Origin of the sequence: Streptomyces atroolivaceus, from assembly GCF_000717025.1 — a bacterium.
GTDB lineage: Bacteria > Actinomycetota > Actinomycetes > Streptomycetales > Streptomycetaceae > Streptomyces > Streptomyces atroolivaceus.
The window spans coordinates 247,405-269,319 of sequence record NZ_JNXG01000015.1; the positions used below are offsets into that span (position 1 = coordinate 247,405).

Below are 21,915 nucleotides of genomic sequence, written 5' to 3' on the forward strand. Positions count from 1 at the left end.
ATCAAGATATCTCGTGACCGGCCCCCTCTCCACAGTGGCCCGCGCCGATCCCCCCGGAACCGGTCACTCCTGTGCGGCGGGGGGCCGGGCGCCGGGGAGTCTGCGTGCTTCGACCAGCCCGGACTCGTAGGCGAAGACGACCAGCTGGGCCCGGTCCCGGGCGCCCAGCTTGGTCATGGCCCGGCTGATGTGGGTCTTGGCCGTGAAGGGGCTGACCACCATGTGGACGGCGATCTCCTCGTTGGTCAGCCCCCGGGCCGCCAGGGCGGTCACCTGGCGTTCACGGCGGGTGAGCGTCTCCAGTCCCGGAGCGGTGGCACGGTCGGGGGGTCTGGAGACGAATTCACCGATCAGCCGGCGCGTGACGGCGGGCGAGAGCAGGGCTTCACCGCTCGCCGCGACCTCGATGGCCCGCAGGAGTTCCGCCGGTTCGGTGTCCTTGAGCAGGAAACCGGCGGCGCCGGCACGCAGGGCGTCGAAGACGTACTCGTCGAGCCCGTAGTTGGTGAGGATGACCACGTGCACCCCTCCGAGCGCCGGGTCGGAGGCGATCTCGCGCGTGGCCTCGATGCCGGTCATGAGGGGCATCTGAACGTCCATGAGCACCACGTCCGGCGTGTGCTCGCGGACCAGCTCCACGCCCGCGCGTCCGTCGGCGGCCTCCCCGATGACCTCGATGCCTTCCTCGGCGTCCAGCAGAGCACGGAAGCCGGCGCGCACCAGCGCCTGGTCGTCGACGATCACGACGCGGATCATGCTGTCGTCCTCCGGGGCGCCAGGGGGAGCTCGGCGCGGACCGAGAAGCCCCCTCGTGCTCGGGGCGCGGTCTCGAGGGTGCCGCCGAGCGCGGTGACACGCTCCCGCATGCCGGTCAGCCCGGTGCCGGGCGTGACACGGTCGCCGGGCAGGCAGGGGCCCTCGTCGTCGACGGACACGACGAGCGCCGTGTCCTCGTACGAGAGCCGCACGGAGGTGTCCGCCCGGTCCGCGTGCCGGGCGACATTGGTGAGGGCCTCCTGCACGATGCGGTAAGCCGCGCCGTCGACGTCGGCGGGGAGGGCCCTCACGTCCCCCTCCACGGCGACGGCCAGCGCCATGCCCGCGGCCCGGGCCCGCCCGGCGAGCTCGGCCATCCGGTCGAGGCCGGTGCCGGGGTCCACCACGTCCGTGCGGAGCACCTCCAGCGTCGAGCGGAGTTCCCGCATCGCTTCGCCGCTCGCCTCCTGGATGGCGAGGAGCGCGGGCTCCACCTCGGTGCCGCGCTTGCGCGCGAGATGGACGGCCACCCCTGCCTGGAGCTTCACGATCGAGATGGAGTGGGTGAGCGAGTCGTGCAGTTCACGGGCGATGCGCAGCCGTTCCTCGCCGGCCCGGCGCAGGGCCGTCTCCTCCCGGGTGCGTTCGGCGTCGAGCGCACGCTGCTCGGTCTGACGCAGATAGGCCTGCCAGTTCTTGTCGATGAGACCCGTGACCCCGGCGCACAGGAACCAGCCCAGCAGGAGCAGCATGCGCTCGACGGTGTCCTGGACGCCCGGCACGGAGACGAGCATCACCGCGGTGTAGCCGAGGAGGAACGCCGCCCCGGTACCGACCGCCTGCGCCCGGTGCCCGTTGCGCGCCACCGCGTGGACGGCCACCACCACGGGCAGCGCCACCCAGCTCCCCGGTCGCGCGTGGACGGCGTATCCGAACATGCAGAGCGTGGTCACGACGAGCACGGCGCGCGGTGCCCTGCGGTGCGCGGCGAGCGCGAGCGAGCCTGCCGCGACGAGCAGGACGTCGAGGACTCCCGGCGAGGAGGCGAGGTACGCCGCCGTGACGACGACGGCCCCGATGGCCGCCGCGGCCGCCGTGTCCAGCAGTGTCCGCCCGACGATGTACCCCCGCATGAGCGGCACACTAACTCCCGTACCCCGACGGGCGCGTCGTCCCGGAGGACGGGGTCTCCACTGCTCCCGGGGTAGTAGTGCGGATGTTTTCCCGTCGCCCCGGGGCAGCCACAACTGTCTTCCGCCGTACGACGACCCGGGCGGGCGGCGCGGGCGAGCATCGTCGCCATGACCGGACCTTTCCGATACACCTCGCCCGAACCTCCGAAGTCCGCCACCGGTGAGGTGGCGGACGTGTACGCGCAACTGGCCACCGACTTCGGCATCAAGGACGCCACGACCTTCGTCGTCCTGTCCGCCTCCCCCACCCTGCTCACGGCGACCTGGGCACTGATGCGGGAGTCCCTTCTCGCGGGGCGTGCGTCGCGCACAGGGAAGGAGCTGGTGGCGGCCGGGGTCTCCCTGGCCAACCGGTGTCCGTTCTGTGCGACCGCGCACGCGGTGCTGCTGCACGCCACCGGCGAACACCGGCTCGCCGAGACGGTCCTGCGGGGTGACGTGCCCGAGGACCCCGGCGACCGCCGCCTGCTCGCCTGGGGCAAGGACATGAGCGCGCCGCAGCCGTTCCCGGCTCACGAGGCCGACGAGTACGTGGGGACCGCGCTCGCCTTCCACTTCATCAACCGGGTGGTCTCCTCTCTGCTGTCCGAACAGATGCTGCCCGGCGGGGCGGAGAGGTACCGGCTCGTGCGGAGCACGGCGGGCCGTTCGCTGGCGGCCACCGTGCGCCGGGACCTGCGGCCCGGCGCCTCTCTGCCACTGCTCGGCACCACCGGTGAGGCACCACCGTGGGCGGCGGCCAGCCCGGTCGGTACGGCGTACGGCGCGCTGCGTACGGCCGCGTACCAGGGGGCGGGACTGCTGAGCGACGAGGACGCCGCGTCGGTGCGGGAGTCGGTGGCGGGGTGGGACGGTGTCACGCCGCTGCCCCTGGACGCACGGCTGCCGGACCGGGCGGACCGCCCGGGAGCCAGGCTCGCGTTGCTCGCCGCGCGGGCCCCGTACAGGATCACCGACGAGGACGTGGCTGCGTGGCGCGTTCCGCCGTTCACGGATCACTGCCTGGTCCATCTGATCGCCTTCGGCGCGATCTGCGCGGTCGAGCGCGTCGAAGCCGTCGTGCGGGCGACTGACGGGGAGCGCGCGTGAAGGCCTGGGAGGCATGGAACGGCCCGCTCGGCCGGCACTGGGCCGATCATCACGAGCGGTACGACGCGATGCTGGCGCCGTTCGACACGGCTCTCTTCGAGGCCGCGGCCATCGGCGTGGCCGACCGGGTCCTGGACATCGGGTGCGGCAGCGGCGGGACGAGCCGGGAGGCGGCGCGGCTCGCGCGGCGGGGCCGCGTCACCGGCGTCGACGTCTCGGGGCCCCTCGTCGAGCGGGCCCGGGCCCTGACCGGTCCCGCGCACGGCCACGTGACCTTCGAACTGGGCGACGCCCAGGTCCATCCGTTCACACCGGGCGGCTACGACGTGGCGATCAGCCGGGGCGGGGTGATGTTCTTCTCCGACCACGTCGCCGCCTTCACCCACATCGGTGAGGCCCTGCGGCCGGGCGGCCGTCTCGTCTTCGTCTGTCCCCGGCCCGCGTCTTCCGGCGGGGAGGAACGCGAGGCACTGATGCTGCTGGCCTCCCTGGCGGGCGGGGACCACGCGGTGGACACCTCGGTGGCGAGATCCATGGCGTCCCTGTCGGATCCGGAGCGGACCAGGTCGCTGCTGGACGCGGCGGGATTCGAGGACGTCAGCGCCGTACCGGTGTCCGCCGCGACCCGCTGGGGTGAGGACGCGGCGGACGCGGTGGACTTCTTCGTCTCCCGCACCCAGGGGCCCCCGGTCACGGACCGCACGCGCGCCGCCATGACGGACGTGTTCCGGCCCTACGAGACGCCGGAGGGTGTCCTGCTCCGGGCGGGGGTGTGGGTGGTCAGCGCCGGTCGGCCGCACCGAGCGGCGGCGGCCAGCGCTCGTACCAGCGGCGGTCGGCCTCCAGCTGGGTGGCGAGCGAGATGAGCCGGGCCTCACTGCGGGAGGGGCCGAGGAGCTGTGCGCCGAGGGGCAGGCCGTCGCGGGTGAAGCCGGCCGGGACGTTGACGCCCGGCCAGCCGAGGACGTTCCAGGGCCAGGCGTAGGGGCAGGCCGAGGTCATGGCGAGGTCGGTGCGCCAGGCGCTGAGGTGATCGAACGCCCCGGCCCGTGGCGGCGGAGCGGCCGTGGTCGGGGTGAGCAGCACGTCGTAGGCGTCTCCGCCGCGGGCCGTGTCGAAGAAGGCGCCGATCCTGGCGTGCTGGCGCACCTCCCGCGCGCGGGCGGCCCGCACGATCCGGCCGCCGAGGCGGGTGCCCGTGCGCAGGGCGCTGCGGGTGCGCGGGTCCAGGAGCCCCGGTTCGGGGTGCCGCGCGGCGAGCTCGGCGATGCCGGCGGTGGCCCGGGGGACGAAGGAGAGGCCGATCAGTCCGTAGCGGGGGCGGGCCTCCTCGACGTGGTGGCCGAGCCGGGCGAGGACTTCGGCGAGCGCGTCGACGGCGCGCACGACCTCCGGGTGGGGAGCGTTGCGGGTGAGGGTGAGCGGAGGCCGCAGCGAGACCCCGATGCGCAGCCTGCCCGGCTCGCGGAGGGCCGCGGCGGACGCGTCGACCGCGGGCGGGCGGTGCGGGTCCCCGGGGTGCGGTCCGGCCGCGGCGTCCAGGAGGAGAGCGGCGTCGGCGACGGTACGGGCGAGGGGGCCGTTGACCGTGAGTCCCTGGAAGGCGTCGCTGTGGGGGTGGACGGAGATCCGGCCGCGCTGCGGTTTGATGCCGACGAGATGGGTCCAGGCGGCGGGGATACGGATGGAACCCGCACCGTCCGAACCCAGGGCGGCGGGGACGAGCCCTGCGGCGACGGCCGCCGCGGAGCCGCCGGACGAACCGCCAGGCGTGTGCGCGGTGCTCCAGGGATTGCGGGTGACGCCGAAGGCGGGGCCTTCGGTGAAGGCCCACTGCCCCAGCTCGCAGGAGTTGGTCTTGCCCACGACGACGGCCCCGGCCGCCCGGAGCCGACGTACGGCCTCGCTGTCGGAGGTGGCGGGCGGCAGTGCGCCGTCGCAGCCGAAGTAGGTGGGCATTCCGGCGACGTCGGTGTCGTCCTTGACGGCGACCGGCACCCCCAGCAGCGGCAGCCGCTCCCCTGCCCCGAGCCGCCGGTCGGCCTCGGCGGCCTCGGCGAGCGCCTCTTCGGTGCGCAGCTGGCGGAAGGCGTTGAGGGTGGTGCGGCTCGCCTCGATACGTGCGAGTGCGGCGGCGACCAGCGCCGACGAGGTCGTCCGGCCCTCGGCCAGTTCCCGGGCGCAGTCCACGAGACCGGGCAGTACGGGCGGCTCCGGCGGCCTGACCGGTCCGGTCCGCTCCGTGGGGTCTGCTGAGGACATCACCACCGCCTCCTCGCGTCCGCCGGAGCACCGGCCCCGGGTTCCGCCCGGAGTCCGCCCGAGCGGGTCTACTGGAGAGTAACGAGGCGTGGAGACCCGCTCAAGCACGCCGCACGCGGATCGGAACCCGTCTCCCCCGCCCTGCGGCGGGCCCTGCGGGAGACGTGGTCCGACGACGGGACTACGGCCGTACGTGGATCTCGCCGATCCCCGAACCCAGGCCGGCGCAGTGGGCGGTCGACTGCCCGGAGTCGCCCGGCCTCAACGTGACGTGCTCACCGTCCACGTCCGGGGACCAGCCGCATACGAGGTGCACCCAGAAGGTCTGCGTGGTCGAACCGCTGTTCCTGCAGAGCGCGTACCCGGTGTGGTCGTCGATGGCGTGCTTGCCGGTGTCGCAGGACAGTCCGGGCGGAGCGGCGGCGACGGGTGCGACGGACACCGCGGCGGTGGCCGGGACCGCGAGCGCGACCGTCAGACCGGTGGCCGCCGCGCCCCTGACCAGCGTGCGGACGGCGCTCCCCTTGAACAGCTTCGTCATGTCTCCCCTTGACTCCGGTCGAGTACCGGTGATCTTCAGGGCAGCTCTCCCCCACCCTCCGTAGCCGAAAACAGCGCCGAACCTCACCCTCCGTACACCCGGCCCGGCGGGCAGGCAACCGTGCGTGGGCGTACGCTCGCCAATAGGGGTGAACCCCGCTCGAGAAGGCCCTGAACAGGGACGTTTCCGAGGAGGCGCGGTGACAGGACAGCGCATCGCCACACGTGTTGCCGCCTGCGCGGCAGTGGTCGCACTCGGCGTCACCGGCGGCACGGCGGCGCAGGCGGACGACATCGAGTCGCTCCCCGCCGCGCAGATCGCGGACCGCTCGCGTGAGGCCCTGCTCGATGCCCGGTCCGTACATCTGCGCGCGCAGGGAGACCTTGGCAAGGACCGGGCCGCGATGACGGTCGACCTCAGCCTGGACCGCGACGGCAACTGTGTCGGCGGCGTCGACCTGGGCAAGGACGAGGGGTCGGTCGAGATCGTCAAACGGGGCCAGGACGTCTGGGTGAAACCCGACGCGGACTTCTGGGAGAACCAGGTCCCGATCGGCGGCCAGACCTTCGAGGAGATCCTCGACGGGCGCTACATGAAGGGCTCCGCGACGGACTCCAGGCTGCGCCCCGTGGTGGAGGCGTGCGATCTGGACACCTTCCGCGAACTGGTCACCGACAACACCGGCACGACCGGCACGACGTTCACGAAGGGCGGCGTGACGACGGTCGACGGCATCCGGACCGTGCCGGTCACCACGGTCGGCCACGGCCAGAGAATCACGGCGTACGTGGACACCGGGGGCGAACACCACCCGGTGCGGATCACCGTCAGGGGCGACGGGGCGGACGCGGCTGTCGACCTCTCCCGCTTCGACGAGCCGGTACCCACGGCCACGCCGCCCCCTGAGCAGACGGTGGACGTCAGCGCCGTGCTCGGCCGCGGCCCGGCGCAGTCCTGACGCCCCGGCTGAACGCGGTGGCCACGGCCTACTTGAGCCTCCCCGAGGCCAACTGCCGTGCGGGGCCCGGACGCGCGGTGCCCGGAAAAGCCACTCCGGGCAGGTGGAAGCAGTCAGGGGGACAGTGCGGGAATGACCGTGGAACCGTAGGCGTCGATGGTCGCCTCCCGCGCGTCGTGCATGTTGTAGACCGCGAACTGGTCGACGCCCAGGTCGCGCAGGGCCTGGAGCTTCTCGATGTGGGCCTCGGCGGGCCCCAGCAGACAGAACCTGTCCACGATCTCGTCGGGCACGAAGGCCGTGTCCGGGTTCCCGGTGCGGCCGTGGTGGCTGTAGTCGTAGCCGGTGCGTGCGGCGATGTACGCGGTGAGGGCCTCGGGCACCAGGCCGGAGTGCTCCCCGTACCGTGCGACGAGGTCGGCCACGTGGTTGCCGACCATGCCGCCGAACCAGCGGCACTGTTCGCGGGCGTGGTCCAGGTCCTCACTCACATAGGCGGGGGCGGCGACGCAGATGGTGACGGCATCCGGGTCGCGCCCGGCTGCCGAAGCCGCGTCGCGTACCGCCTTGATCATCCATTCGGCGAGGTAGGGGTCGGCCAGCTGGAGGATGAAACCGTCGGCCTTCTGTCCGGCGAGTGCGAGGGCCTTGGGCCCGTATGCCGCCATCCAGACCGGCAGGCTGCCGCTCTTCACCCACGGGATCTGCACCGGCTGCCCGTCGACGGTGGCTTCGCGCCCCTCGGCGAGGTCCCGGATCACCTCGATGGCCTCACCCAGTCTGGCCAGTGTGTTGGGCTTGCGGCCCGCCACCCGCATCGCGCTGTCCCCGCGCCCGATGCCGCAGACGGTGCGGTTGCCGTACATCTCGTTGAGCGTGGCGAAGGTCGACGCGGTGACCTCCCAGGTACGGGTCCCCGGGTTCGTCACCATCGGCCCGACGACCATCCGCTCCGTGTGCTCCAGGATCCGGCTGTAGATGACGAAGGGCTCCTGCCACAGCACGGCCGAGTCGAAGGTCCAGCCGTAGCGGAAGCCGTTCCGCTCCGCGCGGCGCATGAGGCCGACGACGGCCGAGGCGGGCGGGTCGGTCTGGAGGACGAGTCCGAATTCCATGACAGATGCTCCTAGTCGAAGTACTGACACATGGCGCGCGGGTACGGCTGCCGTCACCGGACCGGCGGGTTCGCTGCCTGCCCCCTCACACCGAACTGTCGGCGTGCCCGGACAGGAGGACTGCGGGCGGTGCCCTCGGCGACGTGCGCCGGGCAGAGCCTTCCACATCGGCCGGCGCCCGGCCTGCTGCCACGGCCCCTCCGGCCGCGAGTCGCGGGGGGACAATCCTGGACCGCTTCCCCCGCTTTGGGAAGGGGCTGTCTACGCGCGAAGCTTTCGGCCGGTGTCCGCCTGGACGCCGATCCAGTCCTCCTCGGCGGTCCAGAGCCCTCCGCGGCTGGACCTCGCCCGATCCGGAACCCCGCGCCATCCCTGCCGGGCCTACCGGACCCGCCCATGACCGAGGGCGTGAAGGGCCGACGACGTGAGCTTCCCGCGACTGCCTCGCCCGCCGTCAGTCACGGCGGCCGCGTGGAACGGCCGCGCGTCCCGCCCGACGACCACCGCGTCCGGGTCGCCCACCATGCGCGCCTCCGGCAGAGGCGCGGGCTCAGCCACGTCGCCCCGACGGGGAGGCCCTGGGCCGAGGAGAGCCCTTGCCGCAAGGAGGATGGGACCACTTGACGGTATCGTTTGTGGCGTTTGGTCCCGGTACAAGCCACTTCGGCGCGGGCATCCCTGCCCCCGTCGCACCGGCGCTTTCCCGCACGTCTCACCGCACACGCGCTCCGAGCGGAAGGATCGACCATGGGCACGGTCACCACGATCGACGGCACCGACATCTACTACAAGGACTGGGGCCCGCGCGACGCCCAGGCGATCGTGTTCCATCACGGCTGGCCGCTCAGCGCCGACGACTGGGACGCCCAGATGCTGTTCTTCCTCGCCCATGGCTATCGCGTGATCGCGCACGACCGGCGGGGCCACGGCCGGTCCTCCCAGAGCGCGACCGGGCACGACATGGACACCTACGCCGCCGACGTGTCGGTGCTGGCCGAAGCGCTCGACCTGCGGGGAGCCGTGCACATCGGCCACTCCACCGGCGGCGGCGAGGTCGCGCGGTACGTCGCCCGGGCCGAGCCCGGGCGGGTGGCGAAGGCCGTACTCGTCAGCGCGGTGCCACCGGTCATGGTGAAGTCCGCTTCGAATCCGGGCGGCCTGCCGATCGAGGTCTTCGACGGATTCCGCGCCGCCCTCGCCGCCAATCGCGCGCAGTTCTACGTCGAGGTGCCGTCCGGTCCGTTCTACGGGTTCAACCGTCCTGGTGCCGAGGTGTCGCAAGGCCTGATCGACAACTGGTGGAGGCAGGGCATGCGGGGCGCCGCCAATGCCCACTACGAGTGCATCAAGGCCTTCTCGGAGACAGACTTCACCGAGGACCTCAAGAAGATCGAGGTACCGGTCCTGGTCGCCCACGGCACGGACGACCAGATCGTCCCCTACGAGGACGCGGGCCCCCTGTCGGCGAAGCTCCTGCCGAACGGCAGGCTGAAGAGCTACGAGGGCTACCCCCACGGCATGCTCTCGACGCACCCGGAGGTCATCAACCCGGACCTGCTGGCCTTCGTGAAGGAGTAGGACTGCCGGGGGCCGCGCTGCCCCGGCCCGAGCCGGCACAGGACGACCCAGCGGGTCCGGTCCTATACGGAATCGTCTGCTCCCCCGGAGCCCGGGGTACGCGACCCCCATGACCCTGGCACGCGCCTTTCCCGACAGCACGGCCGAGTGGTGGATCTATCTCGGCGTGCTGGTCCTCTACCTGCTCACCCGCTGGTTCCTTGCCTGGCGTCAGGCAAGGAAGGAGGGCGCCGAGCACCCCGTGCGGACCGCCTTCGAGGACGAGGACGCCGAGGAGACGAACACGGGAACACCCTCGACGGGGTCGTTCAGTTCCTACCGGCAGCTCATGGGGTTCGTCGGTGGTGCGATCGTGATCGTCCTGGTCGCCGCCCTGACCGAGGGAGGGCTGCAACTGACCCTCATGTGCACCCTGGTCCCCGTGATCGTCGTGCTGCTGGCCTACCTCGACTTCCGGCGCGCACGGACGCAGAGGCTCACACACCGGCACACCTGACGTGGGCCGCCGGACTGCCCGGGGGAGTGGAACCGCGGCCCGGTGGCCCGTGATTCCGGCCGAACGCCGGAGATTCAGAAGGGCGCTGGGCCGCTGCCCAGCACGGCCACCGCTCCTTGGCCGGGCGTCAGCCTGCCCTGCAGGACAAAGCGGCCTTCGTGTCCGTCCGGGAGACGCATGACTGCGGTGTCCGCGGTCAGGACCTCGAACATGTCCGCGTCCTCGTAGCCGGACAGGCTGCCACCCCAGGACATCGTCCCGTCCTGCCGGGTGCTGGAGAGGTCGGCTCGCATCGTCGCTTCGACGTCACCGGCCACTACGGTCACTGGTCCCTGGTAGGTCGTCATCCTCTCAGTGTGACCCGTGGGACGACGGCAGCGGAGTCACACGCCGGGTGTGGCGCTTCGTGGTTCTGCTCCGGCCTGACGGTGCGTGCGGTGGCGCCGACGACGGGGCCCTCTCGGCCGGGCGGCACCGGCTGCGCCCACCCGGGCGACGCGGACCCGGACCGCGTTTCGCCAGGAGGCCGGGGCGGGCAGTGCGAGAACCATGGGTGACTACGAAAAATCGATCACTGTGGCGGTGGCTCCGGCGCGTCTCTTCTCCTACCTTGCCGACGTGCAGCACCTGCCCCTCTACATGCCGCGGTTGACCTCTGTACGCCCCCACGGCGGTGACCAGGTCACCGTCACCGCCCACATCGATCCGCCCGACGCCCCCGAGCAGGACGTCACCAGCGAAGCCTGGATCCGCGTCGTGGAAGACGGCAAGAGCCTCGAATGGGGCGCACCCGGCCCCCACGACTACCACGGCCGACTGCATGTGACACCTGGTGAAGGCGCGGACACGTCGCAGCTCGACGTGCGGCTCCACACCGAGAGCGCCGAAGGACGACAGATCGACGAAGGTCTGTTGGAAGCCCTGCGCGGAATCAGGAACGCCGTCGAATCCGCCGAACGCTGACCCACGCCGGGTGGCTCCCCCGGCCCGCAGGTGTGGCCTTCCCACACCCCCTCCCATCGGGGGGTTGTTGCCGCCGGGCCGTTACGGGCACAGCCGAACGGTTACCCGGCTTGTATGGATGAAATGCCTGAACTCAAGAGTCGCGGCCATGCCGTCGGCAAGGCGCTCCGGGGGGTGAGGAGCCTGCTGCCGTCGACGCTGGGACCCGGTCGGATCCTTCGCGGCATGGACCGACTCGAGCACGCCACCGTGCTCGACCCACTGGCCCGGCTGGTGAGTGGCCGTGTACGGGCCCTTCCTCTGGGTTCCTTGCGGGATGTGCTGCACGGACACTGGCTGGGTCACCCTGCCCACCCGGTGCTGGTGGAGGTTCCGATCGGCACCTGGCTCTCCGCGGCCGTACTCGACTGCCTCCCCGGGCAGCACAGGGCCGCGTCCGCCCTGATCGGCGTGGGGATCGGTGCCGCTGCGCCGGCTGCCCTGACGGGCTGGGTCGACTGGGCGGAGCAGGGGCCTCGGCAGAAGCGCGTAGGGCTCGTGCACGCCGTAGTGAACGGCACAGCCGTGGTCTTGTACAGCGGGTCGCTGGTCGCTCGTATCCGTGGACGTTCCGGCTTGGGGAAGTCACTGGGGTTCGCGGGGCTGTCCTTGGTCGGGCTCGGCAGTGCACTGGGCGGCCACTTGGCCTACCGGCAGGCGTCGGGGGCCAATCACGCGGAATCCGTCCCGTCCTTGGTACGGGCGGGGTGGCATGACATCGGCGCCGTCACCGACTTCGAGGCCGGCCGGCCGTTCCGGCGCCACGTCGACGAAGTTCCCGTGGTGGTCGTACGTGAAGCCGACGACGTGCATGTCCTCGCTGATGCGTGCAGTCACAGGGGAGGCCCGCTGTCCGGAGGCACTGTGCGCGACGGCTGCGTGCGTTGCCCGTGGCATGACAGTGTCTTCCGTCTCGCGGACGGATGGAACGTACACGGGCCCGCCACCGCACCTCAGCCGGCCTTCGACGCGCGAGTTGTGGGCGCCCGCGTGGAGGTGAGACTGCGCGATCCGGAGCCCGGCCTTTCCGCCGAAGTGCCGGAATGACACCGGCACGCCCTCGGCCGGCCTGCCGGAAGCACTGGCTCGCGGGGAGTCCGCGCGGGTGTGAATCGGTAGTGGCCGCGCACAAGCGCGGGCCGTTCAGCAACCAGGTCCCTGGACGAGGCGTAGCGGACCGTTCTGGACCACCTCGCAGGAGCGTGGCCGCGGCTGGGTCCGTTGCACTCGGTACGAAGCGCTACCGCAGGGCTTCGGCGTGGCCGGCGAAGCTGTGCAGCGGCCCCGTTCGCCTCTCGGGGGCTCCGCCCCAGGCGCTCACTGCTTGTGCGGTCGTTCATGCGGCTTGGACTGTTTCGTCGTGCCGACGGCGCGGACCGCTCCGGGGACCGGTCCGCGCCGTCGGCGAGCAGGTGACTGAGCAACTGTCCGGGGCCAGCGGTGAGCGGGGACCATCCTGCACACGCAAGCCGAGCGCGGAGAAAGCTTGAACAAGTGCGCTCCTGCGCCCAGTTCCCTCAGCGGGTGAGCCGAGCGGAGTTCAGGTACCGAGCTGCTTGTGCGCGGCCGCTCCGCCGAGGGCGATCTTGCGGGGCTTGGCTCGCTCGGCGATCGGGATCCGCAGGGTCAGAGCACCCCTGCGTCGTAGTCGGCCCTGATGCGCTCCGTGTCCAGGGTGTCAGCCAGGGCGAGTTGGCGGGAGAACACGCCCACCGGCCGCTCGGAGAGCTCCACCCGCACGTCCTCGCCCACCGACACCGGCCGGCGCTCCGCCTTGACGGTGAGCATGTTCCGTTCGACGTCGATGTCGATCGCGTCCTTCGCGACACCGGGCAGGTCGAGGGCGACGACGTACTCCTCGCCCTCCCTGTAGGCGTCCGTCGGCATCACCGACGGCTTGGACCAGGTGCCGGACGCGCCCATGAACTGCTGGGCGAGACGGTCGAGTTCGCGGAACGGGTCAGTGCGCCTCAACATCGCGAAAACACCTCCACCGGTCAGGCAGAAACCGCCAATGCGCTTCGTCCGAAACCGTTGTAGCATGTCATCGAAACGATGACAACTCCATTGTCGTCGGAAGGGTGACATCGTGAAGGAGCCTCCATGAACCCATCCCCGTCAGCGGGTGAGCGCACGTCGTTCTCTGCGGTCGTAACCGCGCTGAGCGCCATCGATGAGGCCGTTCGGGCTGCTGCCCGGACACCGGCACCGGGATCGAGAGCGGACGACGAGCCGGCCAGTGCCGAGCAGGCACTGGCCTCTCTGCTCCTGCTGCGCGAGCTGCGCGACCAGCTGGCCTCGTGGGAGCCCGGGCTGATCGAGACGGCCCGCGCGGCAGGCTCCAGCTGGGCCGACCTCGCCCACCCCCTCGGCGTCGCCAGCCGACAGGCAGCTGAACGCCGCTACCTGCGCGTACGCCCCGGAGCTCCAGGCGCCACCGGCGAACAGCGCGTGCAAGCCACCCGCAGCCACCGCGCCGCCGACCGTACCGTCACCACCTGGGCCCGGGACAATTCCGCTGATCTGCGCCAGCTGGCCGGCCAGATCACCGCCCTGACCGACCTCCCCGAGTCCCCCGTCACCCGGCTGACCGACGCCCTCGCCGACAACGACGCGGCCAAGCTCATCGGCCCACTGACAGACACCCACGAGCACCTGACAACCGACCACCCGGACCTGGCGGCCCGCATCGACCGTGTCACCCGCCGCACCGACCGGCTGCGGCAGGACAGCGACGAGCAGCGGGCCACAACCGATCAGCGGCGACCAGCCTCCGGCGCCGGGGGCCGATGACGACGGCCGCGTCCGGCCGGCCCGGGACCCGACGGCTGGTCCCCGCAGAGCAGGCGACCGCACGTGCCCGGCGCCCTACACGTGCAGGTCGCGATGGGCTACGCGGAACACGATGCCCTTCGCCTGCTGCGAGGGGCGCTGCTGCTCTCCGTGGAGCGCGTTCAGAACCACGATCCCAGCGGTCAGCGCGGGAATGGCCCACTGCACCAGAGCCAGATGCTTCTGCGCCTGTTTCACGTCGACGGGGTGCTTGGCAGCCTTCTCCATGTCCTCGGGGTTGGGAGAACTGGCGAGATCGACTTTCTTCCCCAGGACACCGGCGTAAGCGGTGGCGGCCAGAGCGGCACCAGTCAGTACCGTCTTCGCCACCGTCGCACCCGCGACACCCTTCTGATTCTGGACACGGGCGCGATTGGCTGCGAGCAGCCCCGTCCCCCCGATCAGATGAGCACCGATGGCCAGGGCGTTGACGGGCGCCCACTTGGCCCAGCCGGCACTGGCGATCCGCGCGGTGGCGGCTTCGGTCGCGCCCTCCTGCTCGGCGGCGCCGTTCAGGCCGACGGCGCCCATGAGGGAGCCACCGAACCAGGCCCCCAGGCCCAGGTCGTGCATACTGCGCAAAACGGTATTACGTTCCGACATGCTGAATCCTCGTTCCGGCGGACTGCGAACTGCGGACAGCGCTGAACGCGCACCCTGTGAGGCTCCGTCACTGAGCACGGGGATGCGACACGGGTGACCCACACGAGCGAAACAAGGCCCGCATCTCCGGGTTTCGCCGGCCGGCGAGTCGTACGACGGCGTACCGTCCGCCCCGTCGAACCGAAGGCGGTCGACAACGCACCTTCGCCCCCGTCCTCCCGCGCCGGTCAGCAGAGCGCAGTGACGCGGCCCCAAGGGGCCGAAGCCCGATCAGCGCGTTGGCCGGGCGCGAGCGGCCGCCAGGTGTGACTGGCCGCAGCCAGGTTCCGGCCGCCCGCTTGAGGACGCCGCAACGTGGAACCAGGTGAGCATGAACAGCAGCGCAGAAGATGACATGGGACTCCCCGAATCGCCGCTCAAACGCACGCTGACCACGCCGCTTCTCTACTTCTTCATCCTCGGTGACGTACTGGGCGCCGGCGTATACGTGCTCGTGGGACAGGTGGCGGCGGAGTCCGGGGGCGCGGTGTGGGTCCCTCTGGCCGTGGCCCTCGGCCTGGCTCTGCTGACGGCCTCCTCGTACGCGGAACTCGCCACGAAGTACCCGCGGGCCGGTGGCGCCTCGCACTACACCACGTTGGCCTACGGTCCGTTCGTCGGGTTCTTCGCGGGATTCTGCATGCTGGCCGCCGGCGTCGTGTCCGTGGCCGCCCTCGCCCGTGGGTTCGGCGGTGACTACCTCAGTGTCTTCGTCTCGTTGCCCGTGGCACTGGTAGCACTGCTGTTCCTCGGCGCCCTGGCCCTTCTCAACGCCCGAGGCATCAGCGAATCGACGCGGGCCAACGTGGTCGCGACCGTCATCGAAGTCGGCGGCCTCGTGCTGGTCATCGGCCTCGGTGCATGGGTGGTGCTGCGCGGTGACGGGGACGTGGGCCGTCTGACACAGCTCGGCACGGCCGAGCACTCTCCGGCTGCCGCTGTGCTGAGCGGATCCGTCCTGGCCTTCTACTCCTTCGTCGGCTTCGAGACCTCCGTCAACGTGGCCGAGGAGACCCGCGATCCTCGGCGGTCGTACCCCCGCGCCCTGTTCGGCGCACTGGCCACCGCCGGCGTGGTCTACGCGCTGGTCGGCGCCGCGGCCAGTTCCGCAGTACGCACGAGCGCGCTCGTGCAGTCCAGTGGGCCGCTGCTCAGCGTCGTCGAGGTCGCAGGCGGCGTACCGACACGGCTCTTCAGCGTGATCGCCCTGATCGCCGTGGCCAACGGCGCGTTGCTGACCGGCATCATGTCTTCCCGGCTGGCGTACGGCATGGCCCGCGACGGGCTGCTGCCACGGTTCCTGACGAAGGTTCTGCCCGGCCGGCGCACTCCCTGGGCCGCCATCGCGACGACCACCCTGCTCTCACTGCTGCTCGCTGTGACCGGCGACGTAGCCGCACTCGCCTCGACGCTGGTGCTGCTGCTCCTCGTCGTCTTCTTCCTGGTCAACACAGCGGTGCTACGACTCCGCGGCGATGCTGTGCCCCATGACCACTTCACGACCCCGACGACAGTTGCCCTGCTCGGCGCGGCGTCGTGTGTGCTGCTCGCCACACAGATCGAAGGCGAGGTGTGGATCCGGGGGCTGATCGTGCTGGCCGTCGGCGTGCTCCTGGCGTGGGTCGCGTCCCGACGCCGCCGGAAGTGACGGAACGGCTGTCAGCCCGCTGTTCCGTTGCCGGCATCCGGGCGCCCGGATCAACAGGAGTCCTGAGCCCGGCGCCCCCAGCAGGCCGCACATGCGGGCCCACCCCTGCCGAAGCGCCCGCCGCTTGCGACGGTCGCCACAAGGAACCCCTGGCGGGCGCCGGGTAGCACTTCTGCCGCATTCGGTGTCGTGACGTCGGCGCCCCGGCCGTTTGTGGTGTCGTTGGCAGCACGGTTTCCTCAGCCGTCGTGAAAGGTGTCCGTCGATGAACAGCGTGGAAGCGGCACGTGCACAGGTGCTGGGGGACCTGATCGCTGCGAGTCATCTGATGACTTTGGAGCAGCTGCCCGGCACGGTGGCGTCGCATGCTGCCGGGGTGGGCTGGCCTCGGGTGCTCATCTACGTGGCTGATCTGCAACAGGAACGGCTCTACCTGCTGGCGGGAAATGTCGACGTCGGCGCCGACGTTCCGGCTGAGTTGTCCGTCGACGGGACCGTGGCGGGCCGGGCCTTCCAATGGGGAAAGGTCTTTCCGGCCTCGGCTTCCACGACGGGGCAGTGGTGGGTCCCTCTGCTGGACGGCGCCGAGCGTCTGGGCGTGCTACGGGTCGGCGTGCCAGGAGCGCAGGTCGAGGCGGATGAGGATCTCAACAGGCTCGCGGGACTCGTCGCCCTTCTCCTGGAGAGCAAGCGTGGAACGAGCGACTCGTACTCCCGGCTGGTCCGCCGTCGGAAGATGAGGGTCGCTGCCGAGATGGAATGGCAGCTGATGCCGCCCCGGACCTTCGCCACCGACCGTGTCCTGATCAGTGCGGTGATGGAGCCGGCCTACCAAGTCAGCGGAGATGCCTTCGACTACGCCCTGACCGGGGAGACCGTACATCTGTCCGTCTTCGACGCCATGGGACACGACACCGCCGCCGGCTTGACCGCGAACCTCGCCCTGGCGGCGGCCCGTAACCACCGCCGTCAAGGCGCCGACCTCCTCGAAACGGCCGAAGGCGTCGCCGAGATCCTCGGCGAGCAATTCGCGGGCAGCCGCTACGCCACGAGCGTCTTGGCCGACCTCCACCTGGCCACAGGCGTGCTGACCTGGACGAACTACGGCCACCACCCCCCGGTCGTCATCCGTGGCAACCGGACCGTCGTACACCTGTCCTGCCCGCCCGCTCCCCCGATGGGCACCGGCCTGAATCTGCCCGGCGCCCTACGCCGCGACCAACTGGAACCCGGAGACCGTCTGCTGCTCTATACCGACGGCATCACTGAGGCACGCAACCTGGAGGGACAGGAATTCGGCCTGGACGGTCTGACCGACTTCCTCATCCGCCACCACGCCGACGGCCTCCCCGTCCCCGAAACCCTGCGTCGGCTGATCGGACACCACCTGGCGTACCATCTCGGCCGCCTCAACGACGACGCCACCGTGATGCTCCTGGAGTGGCACGGCCCGACCCCGTACCAGCCCACCCAACTGCAGGCGCTGACAGGCCTGCCCCCCTCCGCCACCCCGGAGACGATCGCCTCCGCCTGGGCCCAACAGCGCGCTGTCGACGACGGCATCTGACAGACGCTGCCAGCAAGATGCCATCTCATTTGGCTCTGTAGGACGTGGCCGTGACAGGAATCGTTGAGCGACTGGTGCCGGACGAGTCGACTCCTGAACAAGGCGAAGGTCGGCCGTATCGCCTCGGGGCGGGCAGGTCCCGACACACGGTCAGGTCGAGCGTGATCGACCTCCCGGCTGCGCACGGGCCCCCATCGGCAGAAATGCCCGGGGCCCAGAGCCAGCTGCTGCTGACGGCCGCCGGCGGCGACACCTGCGTGGGGGAGGCCCCGCGCGAACGAGTTCGACGCGAAGGCTTGTAGGGGTCGGTTGCCGCCTCTATCGTGAGGGATCGCTCCCAAGTGGGAGCGCTCCCACTCCGGCATGCGCAACATGCTCTATTGCGTACGCCACTGATGAATCGTTTCATCCCCCCGCTTCGTGGAGTCCTCTGGAGAAGGAGTATCAGGACCGTGAAAGAGATCAGACCTCGCCGGTTCCGCGCGGTGTCATGGGCAGGGATCGTGACACTGCTCACCGCGCTCTTCGTCGGTCTGCCGGCGACCGGCGCCGGCGCCGCTGAGATCGATACTGCGGCGCACTATCAGTTGGTCTCCCGGCACAGCGGGAAGGCCATGGAGATCGATGGCGGATCCACGGCCAACGGGGCCGCGCTGGTTCAGCGCACCCCTGGCTCGGTTACTCACCAGCAGTTCCAGTTCGTCGACGTCGGCGGTGGCTTCTACCAGCTCCGGGCCCGGCACAGCGGCAAGGTCCTGGACATCGAGGCGAAGTCCACCGCGGACGGCGCGAACGTCCAGCAGTACGCCGCCAACGACGGATCCAATCAGCAGTTCAGCGTGGTCGACACCGACGGTGGCTTCGTCCAGTTGATCAACCGCAACAGCGGAAAAGCACTGGATGTCTGGGAGCGGTCCACCGCGGACGGCGCCCGGATCTCCCAGTACGCCGACAACGACGGCATCAATCAGCAGTGGCAGTTGGTGAAGGTCGGGGGCGGATCAGACCCTGGCCCCGACCCGGACCCGCCCGGTGACGGGCTGCAGATGGAGGATCTGAACCGGGGCCTGGTCTCGGTGCGGTCCGGCTCGGGGAACCTGGTGTCCTGGCGACTGCTGGGCACCGAGGGCTACGACACGGCGTTCAACGTGTACCGCAACGGCAGCAAGGTGAACGCCTCACCGATCACCAGCTCCACCAACTACCTGGACGGCGGCGCTCCAGCCGACGCCACGTACACGGTTCGAGCCGTGGTCGGCGGCGCTGAGCAGCCCGCCTCGGAGTCCTCGCTGCGTTTCACGGGCGGCAACTACCTCGATGTCCAGCTGCAGAATCCTGGTTCCGGCTACACCCCGGTGGAAGCCAGCCCGGGTGATGTGGACGGCGACGGGCAGTACGAGCTGATCGTGAAGTGGGACCCGTCCAACGCCAAGGACAATTCCCAGGCCGGAGTCACCGGGAACGTCTACCTGGATGCCTACCGGCTCAACGGCCAGCGGCTGTGGCGTATCGACCTGGGCCGCAACATCCGCGCCGGCGCCCACTACACCCAGTTCCAGGTCTTCGACTACGACGGCGACGGCCGGGCGGAGGTCGCCGCGAAAACCGCTGACGGTACGCGCGACGGACAGGGCACGGTGATCGGTAACGCGAACGCGGACCACCGCAACGGTGACGGCTACGTCCTGGCCGGCCCGGAGTACCTGACCATGTTCAACGGGCTGAACGGGGCCGCGATGGACACGGCGAACTACGACCCGCCGCGCGGCAACGTCTCCTCCTGGGGCGACTCCTACGGCAACCGGGTGGACCGCTTCCTGGCCGGTACCGCCTACCTCGACGGGCAACGGCCCTCGCTGATCATGGCGCGCGGCTACTACACCCGTGCTGTCGTCGCGGCCTGGGACTTCCGCGACGGCCGGCTCACCCGCCGGTGGACGTTCGACTCCAACGCCTCGGGGAACTCCCGCGCGGCCGGACAGGGCAACCACCAGCTGTCCATCGCCGACGTCGATGCCGACGGCCGCCAGGAGGTCATCTACGGCTCCGCGACCATCAACGACAACGGCACCCTGATGTACGCCACCGGCTACGGACATGGTGACGCTCTGCACGTCGGCGACTTCGTGCCCTCCCGCGCCGGCCTGGAGGTGTTCACCATCCATGAATCGGGCAACCAGCCCGGCTCCGACCTCCACGACGCCGCCACCGGATCGGTCATCCACCGCACCCCCACCAGCGGCGAAGAAGGCCCGGGCCGCGGGGTGGCCGCCGACATCCACGCCGGTAACCCGGGCGCCGAATTCTGGGGCGCGGGACCGAACATGACCCAGCTGCGCAACTCCTCCGGCGGCAATGTCGGCCGCAACCCCTCCTCGGCGAACTTCCTCGCCTGGTGGGACGCCGACCCCGTGCGCGAACTGCTCAACGGCACACAGATCGACAAGTACGGGACCGGCGGTGACACCCGCCTGCTCACCGGTAGCGGCGTGGCCTCCAGCAACGGCACCAAGTCCACCCCGGTCCTGTCCGGGGACCTCTTCGGCGACTGGCGCGAAGAAGTCATCTGGCGCCACTCCAGCAACAACGCCCTGCGCATCTACGCCACCCCGACCCCGACCACCACCAAACTCCACACCCTGGCCCACAACGCCCAGTACCGAGTCGCCCTGGCCTGGCAGAACACCGCCTACAACCAGCCACCCCACCCCAGCTACTTCCTGGGCGCCGACATGACCAGGCCGCCCCAGCCCAACGTCTACGTGCGCTGACCCGCCCCACCAACGCACGCGAAAGTGGAGCGTCTTCGCGGGCAAGCCGCCCCGCAAAGACGCTCCACCCGCAGTTCCGACCAGCAAACGGCGCGGAGTTACGGCCGCTTTCACCCATGCCCCTGGCTGGAGTGAAGGGACAGGGGGCAGGCGACGCGGCCGCGGCCGGGGACCGGCGCGCGCTCAGCCGGTTCCGTGCTTGGGTTCCAGGGGCCGTTGCAACACCGCCTGGTCGTCGGACCGTGTCAGGGGACCAGCAGTGTCTTGATCATGCCGTCCGCCTTCTTCTGGAAGGTCTCGTAGGCCTGGGGGCCTTCTTCGAGCGGTAGGTGGTGCGTCGCGAACGTGTCGACGCCCAGCGGGTCGTCATCGCTGAGCAGTGGCAACAAGTCGTCGGTCCAGCGCTTGACGTTGGCCTGACCCATCCGCAGCTGGATCTGCTTGTCGAACATGGTGAGCATCGGCATCGGGTCGGCGGAGCCGCCGTAGACGCCCACGATGGAGATCGTGCCGCCCCTGCGCACCGCGTCGACCGCCGTGTGGAGGGCCGTGAGCCGGTCGATGCCCGCAGTGTCCATCACGCGCTGCCCGAGGGCATCGGGCAGGAGGCCGACCGCCGTGTGCGCTGCTTTGGCGATGGACGCGCCGTGGGCCTCCATGCCGACCGCGTCGATCACCGCGTCCGTCCCACGCCCGTGCGTGAGGTCCCGGACGGCGTCACCGAGTTTCTTCCCGTGCCGGCGCAGGTCCAGGCAGGTGGCTCCGTAGGAGCTCACCCGGTCGAGACGTTCGGGAACCATGTCCACGCCCACGACGAGCTCCGCGCCGCGGAGAAGAGCGATCTTCGCGGCCATCGCTCCGATGGGGCCGAGACCGAGAACGGTGACGCTGCCGCCCGGCGGGATGGCCGCGTACTCCACAGCCTGCCAAGCCGTGGGCAGTACGTCCGACAGATAGACGAACCGATCGTCCGGCGGGCCGTGCGGGACCTTGATCGGCAGATCGTTCCCGAAGGGGACGCGCAGGTACTCGGCCTGGCCGCCGGGCACCTGCCCGTAGAGCTTGCTGAACCCGAACAGGGAGGCCCCTGTCCCGCGGTCACGCACCTGGGTGGTCTCGCACTGGGAGTGCAGCCCGTGTCCGCACATGTAGCAGTGGCCACAGGACACGTTGAAGGGGATGACCACTCTGTCCCCCGGCGCGAGGAAAGTGACCTCCGGCCCGGCCTCCTCCACCACGCCCATCGGTTCGTGCCCGAGGATGTCGCCTGGATCCAGGTAGGGCCCCAGCACTTCGTAGAGGTGCAGATCGGATCCGCAGATCCCCGTCGAGGTGATCTTGACGATGATGTCCGTAGGAGCCTGGATCTGCGGGTCCGGGACGGTCTCGACTCGGACGTCCCGCTTACCGTGGTAGGTCAATGCGCGCACGATTCCACACCTCTCCACCTCTGCTGCGGCACTCG

The 21,915-nt window shown here is 70.6% G+C and carries 19 protein-coding genes and 1 pseudogene; 11 read left to right on the forward strand and 9 right to left on the reverse strand.

Features of this window, described 5'->3' with window-relative positions; all coding sequences use genetic code 11:
- Positions 1–63 precede the first annotated feature (63 nt).
- Together OO67_RS25985 and OO67_RS25990 are read right to left on the reverse strand one after the other, a co-directional pair.
- Positions 64–756, reverse strand: coding sequence for a response regulator transcription factor (locus OO67_RS25985; protein ID WP_033303890.1), 693 nt, complete (start codon positions 754–756; stop codon positions 64–66).
- Entirely contained in the window at positions 753–1,889 is a 1,137-nt protein-coding gene (locus OO67_RS25990) for a sensor histidine kinase (RefSeq protein ID WP_033303973.1), read from the reverse strand. Before OO67_RS25990 ends, OO67_RS25985 begins: the two co-directional genes overlap by 4 nt.
- Positions 1,890–2,057: 168 nt before the next feature.
- Between OO67_RS25990 and OO67_RS25995 the strand changes: the two genes are divergently transcribed.
- Complete coding sequence (locus OO67_RS25995; protein ID WP_033303892.1) at positions 2,058–3,038, forward strand: carboxymuconolactone decarboxylase family protein; 981 nt, start codon at positions 2,058–2,060, stop codon at positions 3,036–3,038.
- Positions 3,035–3,904 carry a class I SAM-dependent methyltransferase gene (locus OO67_RS26000; RefSeq protein ID WP_033303893.1) on the forward strand — a complete coding sequence of 290 codons (870 nt, stop codon included), beginning with the start codon at positions 3,035–3,037 and terminating at the stop codon, positions 3,902–3,904. Before OO67_RS25995 ends, OO67_RS26000 begins: the two co-directional genes overlap by 4 nt.
- Here the strand turns inward: OO67_RS26000 and OO67_RS26005 are convergent.
- Together OO67_RS26005 and OO67_RS26010 are read right to left on the reverse strand one after the other, a co-directional pair.
- A complete protein-coding gene (locus OO67_RS26005) occupies positions 3,819–5,300 on the reverse strand; it encodes an amidase (RefSeq protein ID WP_033303894.1) in 1,482 nt (493 codons plus the stop codon). The genes OO67_RS26000 and OO67_RS26005 overlap by 86 nt on opposite strands.
- A gap of 181 nt (positions 5,301–5,481) precedes the next feature.
- Positions 5,482–5,841, reverse strand: a complete 360-nt coding sequence (locus OO67_RS26010) for a hypothetical protein (protein ID WP_033303896.1) — start codon at positions 5,839–5,841, stop codon at positions 5,482–5,484.
- 199 nt (positions 5,842–6,040) lie between these two features.
- Here OO67_RS26010 and OO67_RS26015 point away from each other — a divergent pair, with 199 nt between their 5' ends.
- Positions 6,041–6,799, forward strand: coding sequence for a hypothetical protein (locus tag OO67_RS26015; protein ID WP_033303897.1), 759 nt, complete (start codon positions 6,041–6,043; stop codon positions 6,797–6,799).
- 113 nt (positions 6,800–6,912) lie between these two features.
- Here the strand turns inward: OO67_RS26015 and OO67_RS26020 are convergent, their stop codons facing one another.
- Positions 6,913–7,914: a TIGR03842 family LLM class F420-dependent oxidoreductase gene (locus tag OO67_RS26020; protein ID WP_033303898.1), complete on the reverse strand. Its 1,002-nt coding sequence runs from the start codon at positions 7,912–7,914 to the stop codon at positions 6,913–6,915.
- A 747-nt stretch (positions 7,915–8,661) separates the two neighbouring features.
- Here OO67_RS26020 and OO67_RS26025 point away from each other — a divergent pair.
- Both OO67_RS26025 and OO67_RS26030 read left to right on the forward strand, forming a co-directional pair.
- Positions 8,662–9,492 carry an alpha/beta fold hydrolase gene (locus OO67_RS26025; RefSeq protein WP_033303899.1) on the forward strand — a complete coding sequence of 277 codons (831 nt, stop codon included), beginning with the start codon at positions 8,662–8,664 and terminating at the stop codon, positions 9,490–9,492.
- A 109-nt stretch (positions 9,493–9,601) separates the two neighbouring features.
- Positions 9,602–9,988 (forward strand): hypothetical protein, encoded by a 387-nt coding sequence (locus OO67_RS26030; protein WP_033303900.1) that lies wholly within the window; start codon positions 9,602–9,604, stop codon positions 9,986–9,988.
- 74 nt (positions 9,989–10,062) lie between these two features.
- Here the strand turns inward: OO67_RS26030 and OO67_RS26035 are convergent, their stop codons facing one another.
- Positions 10,063–10,335, reverse strand: a complete 273-nt coding sequence (locus OO67_RS26035; protein WP_157841734.1) for a DUF4873 domain-containing protein — start codon at positions 10,333–10,335, stop codon at positions 10,063–10,065.
- A 202-nt stretch (positions 10,336–10,537) separates the two neighbouring features.
- Here OO67_RS26035 and OO67_RS26040 point away from each other — a divergent pair, with 202 nt between their 5' ends.
- A complete protein-coding gene (locus tag OO67_RS26040; RefSeq protein WP_033303902.1) occupies positions 10,538–10,951 on the forward strand; it encodes an SRPBCC family protein in 414 nt (137 codons plus the stop codon).
- A 225-nt stretch (positions 10,952–11,176) separates the two neighbouring features.
- Positions 11,177–12,037 (forward strand): Rieske (2Fe-2S) protein, encoded by an 861-nt coding sequence (locus OO67_RS26045; protein ID WP_051709877.1) that lies wholly within the window; start codon positions 11,177–11,179, stop codon positions 12,035–12,037.
- A gap of 493 nt (positions 12,038–12,530) precedes the next feature.
- Here the strand turns inward: OO67_RS26045 and OO67_RS26050 are convergent.
- A pseudogene (locus OO67_RS26050) lies at positions 12,531–12,967 on the reverse strand (Hsp20/alpha crystallin family protein).
- Between the two features lie 126 nt (positions 12,968–13,093).
- On the opposite strand from OO67_RS26050, the gene OO67_RS26055 reads away from it, so the two are divergent.
- Complete coding sequence (locus OO67_RS26055) at positions 13,094–13,783, forward strand: type III effector protein (protein WP_051709863.1); 690 nt, start codon at positions 13,094–13,096, stop codon at positions 13,781–13,783.
- A gap of 75 nt (positions 13,784–13,858) precedes the next feature.
- Here the strand turns inward: OO67_RS26055 and OO67_RS26060 are convergent, their stop codons facing one another.
- Positions 13,859–14,425 (reverse strand): hypothetical protein, encoded by a 567-nt coding sequence (locus OO67_RS26060; RefSeq protein WP_033303903.1) that lies wholly within the window; start codon positions 14,423–14,425, stop codon positions 13,859–13,861.
- A 394-nt stretch (positions 14,426–14,819) separates the two neighbouring features.
- On the opposite strand from OO67_RS26060, the gene OO67_RS26065 reads away from it, so the two are divergent.
- From OO67_RS26065 to OO67_RS26075, 3 genes are all read left to right on the forward strand, one after another.
- Positions 14,820–16,112, forward strand: a complete 1,293-nt coding sequence (locus OO67_RS26065; RefSeq protein ID WP_244300325.1) for an APC family permease — start codon at positions 14,820–14,822, stop codon at positions 16,110–16,112.
- A gap of 265 nt (positions 16,113–16,377) precedes the next feature.
- On the forward strand, positions 16,378–17,679 hold the full coding sequence (locus OO67_RS26070) for a PP2C family protein-serine/threonine phosphatase (RefSeq protein WP_078598290.1): 1,302 nt from the start codon (positions 16,378–16,380) through the stop codon (positions 17,677–17,679).
- A 452-nt stretch (positions 17,680–18,131) separates the two neighbouring features.
- Positions 18,132–20,450 carry a rhamnogalacturonan lyase family protein gene (locus OO67_RS26075; protein WP_157841735.1) on the forward strand — a complete coding sequence of 773 codons (2,319 nt, stop codon included), beginning with the start codon at positions 18,132–18,134 and terminating at the stop codon, positions 20,448–20,450.
- Between the two features lie 245 nt (positions 20,451–20,695).
- Here the strand turns inward: OO67_RS26075 and OO67_RS26080 are convergent, their stop codons facing one another.
- Entirely contained in the window at positions 20,696–21,880 is a 1,185-nt protein-coding gene (locus OO67_RS26080) for an alcohol dehydrogenase catalytic domain-containing protein (protein WP_033303905.1), read from the reverse strand.
- Positions 21,881–21,915: the final 35 nt, after the last annotated feature.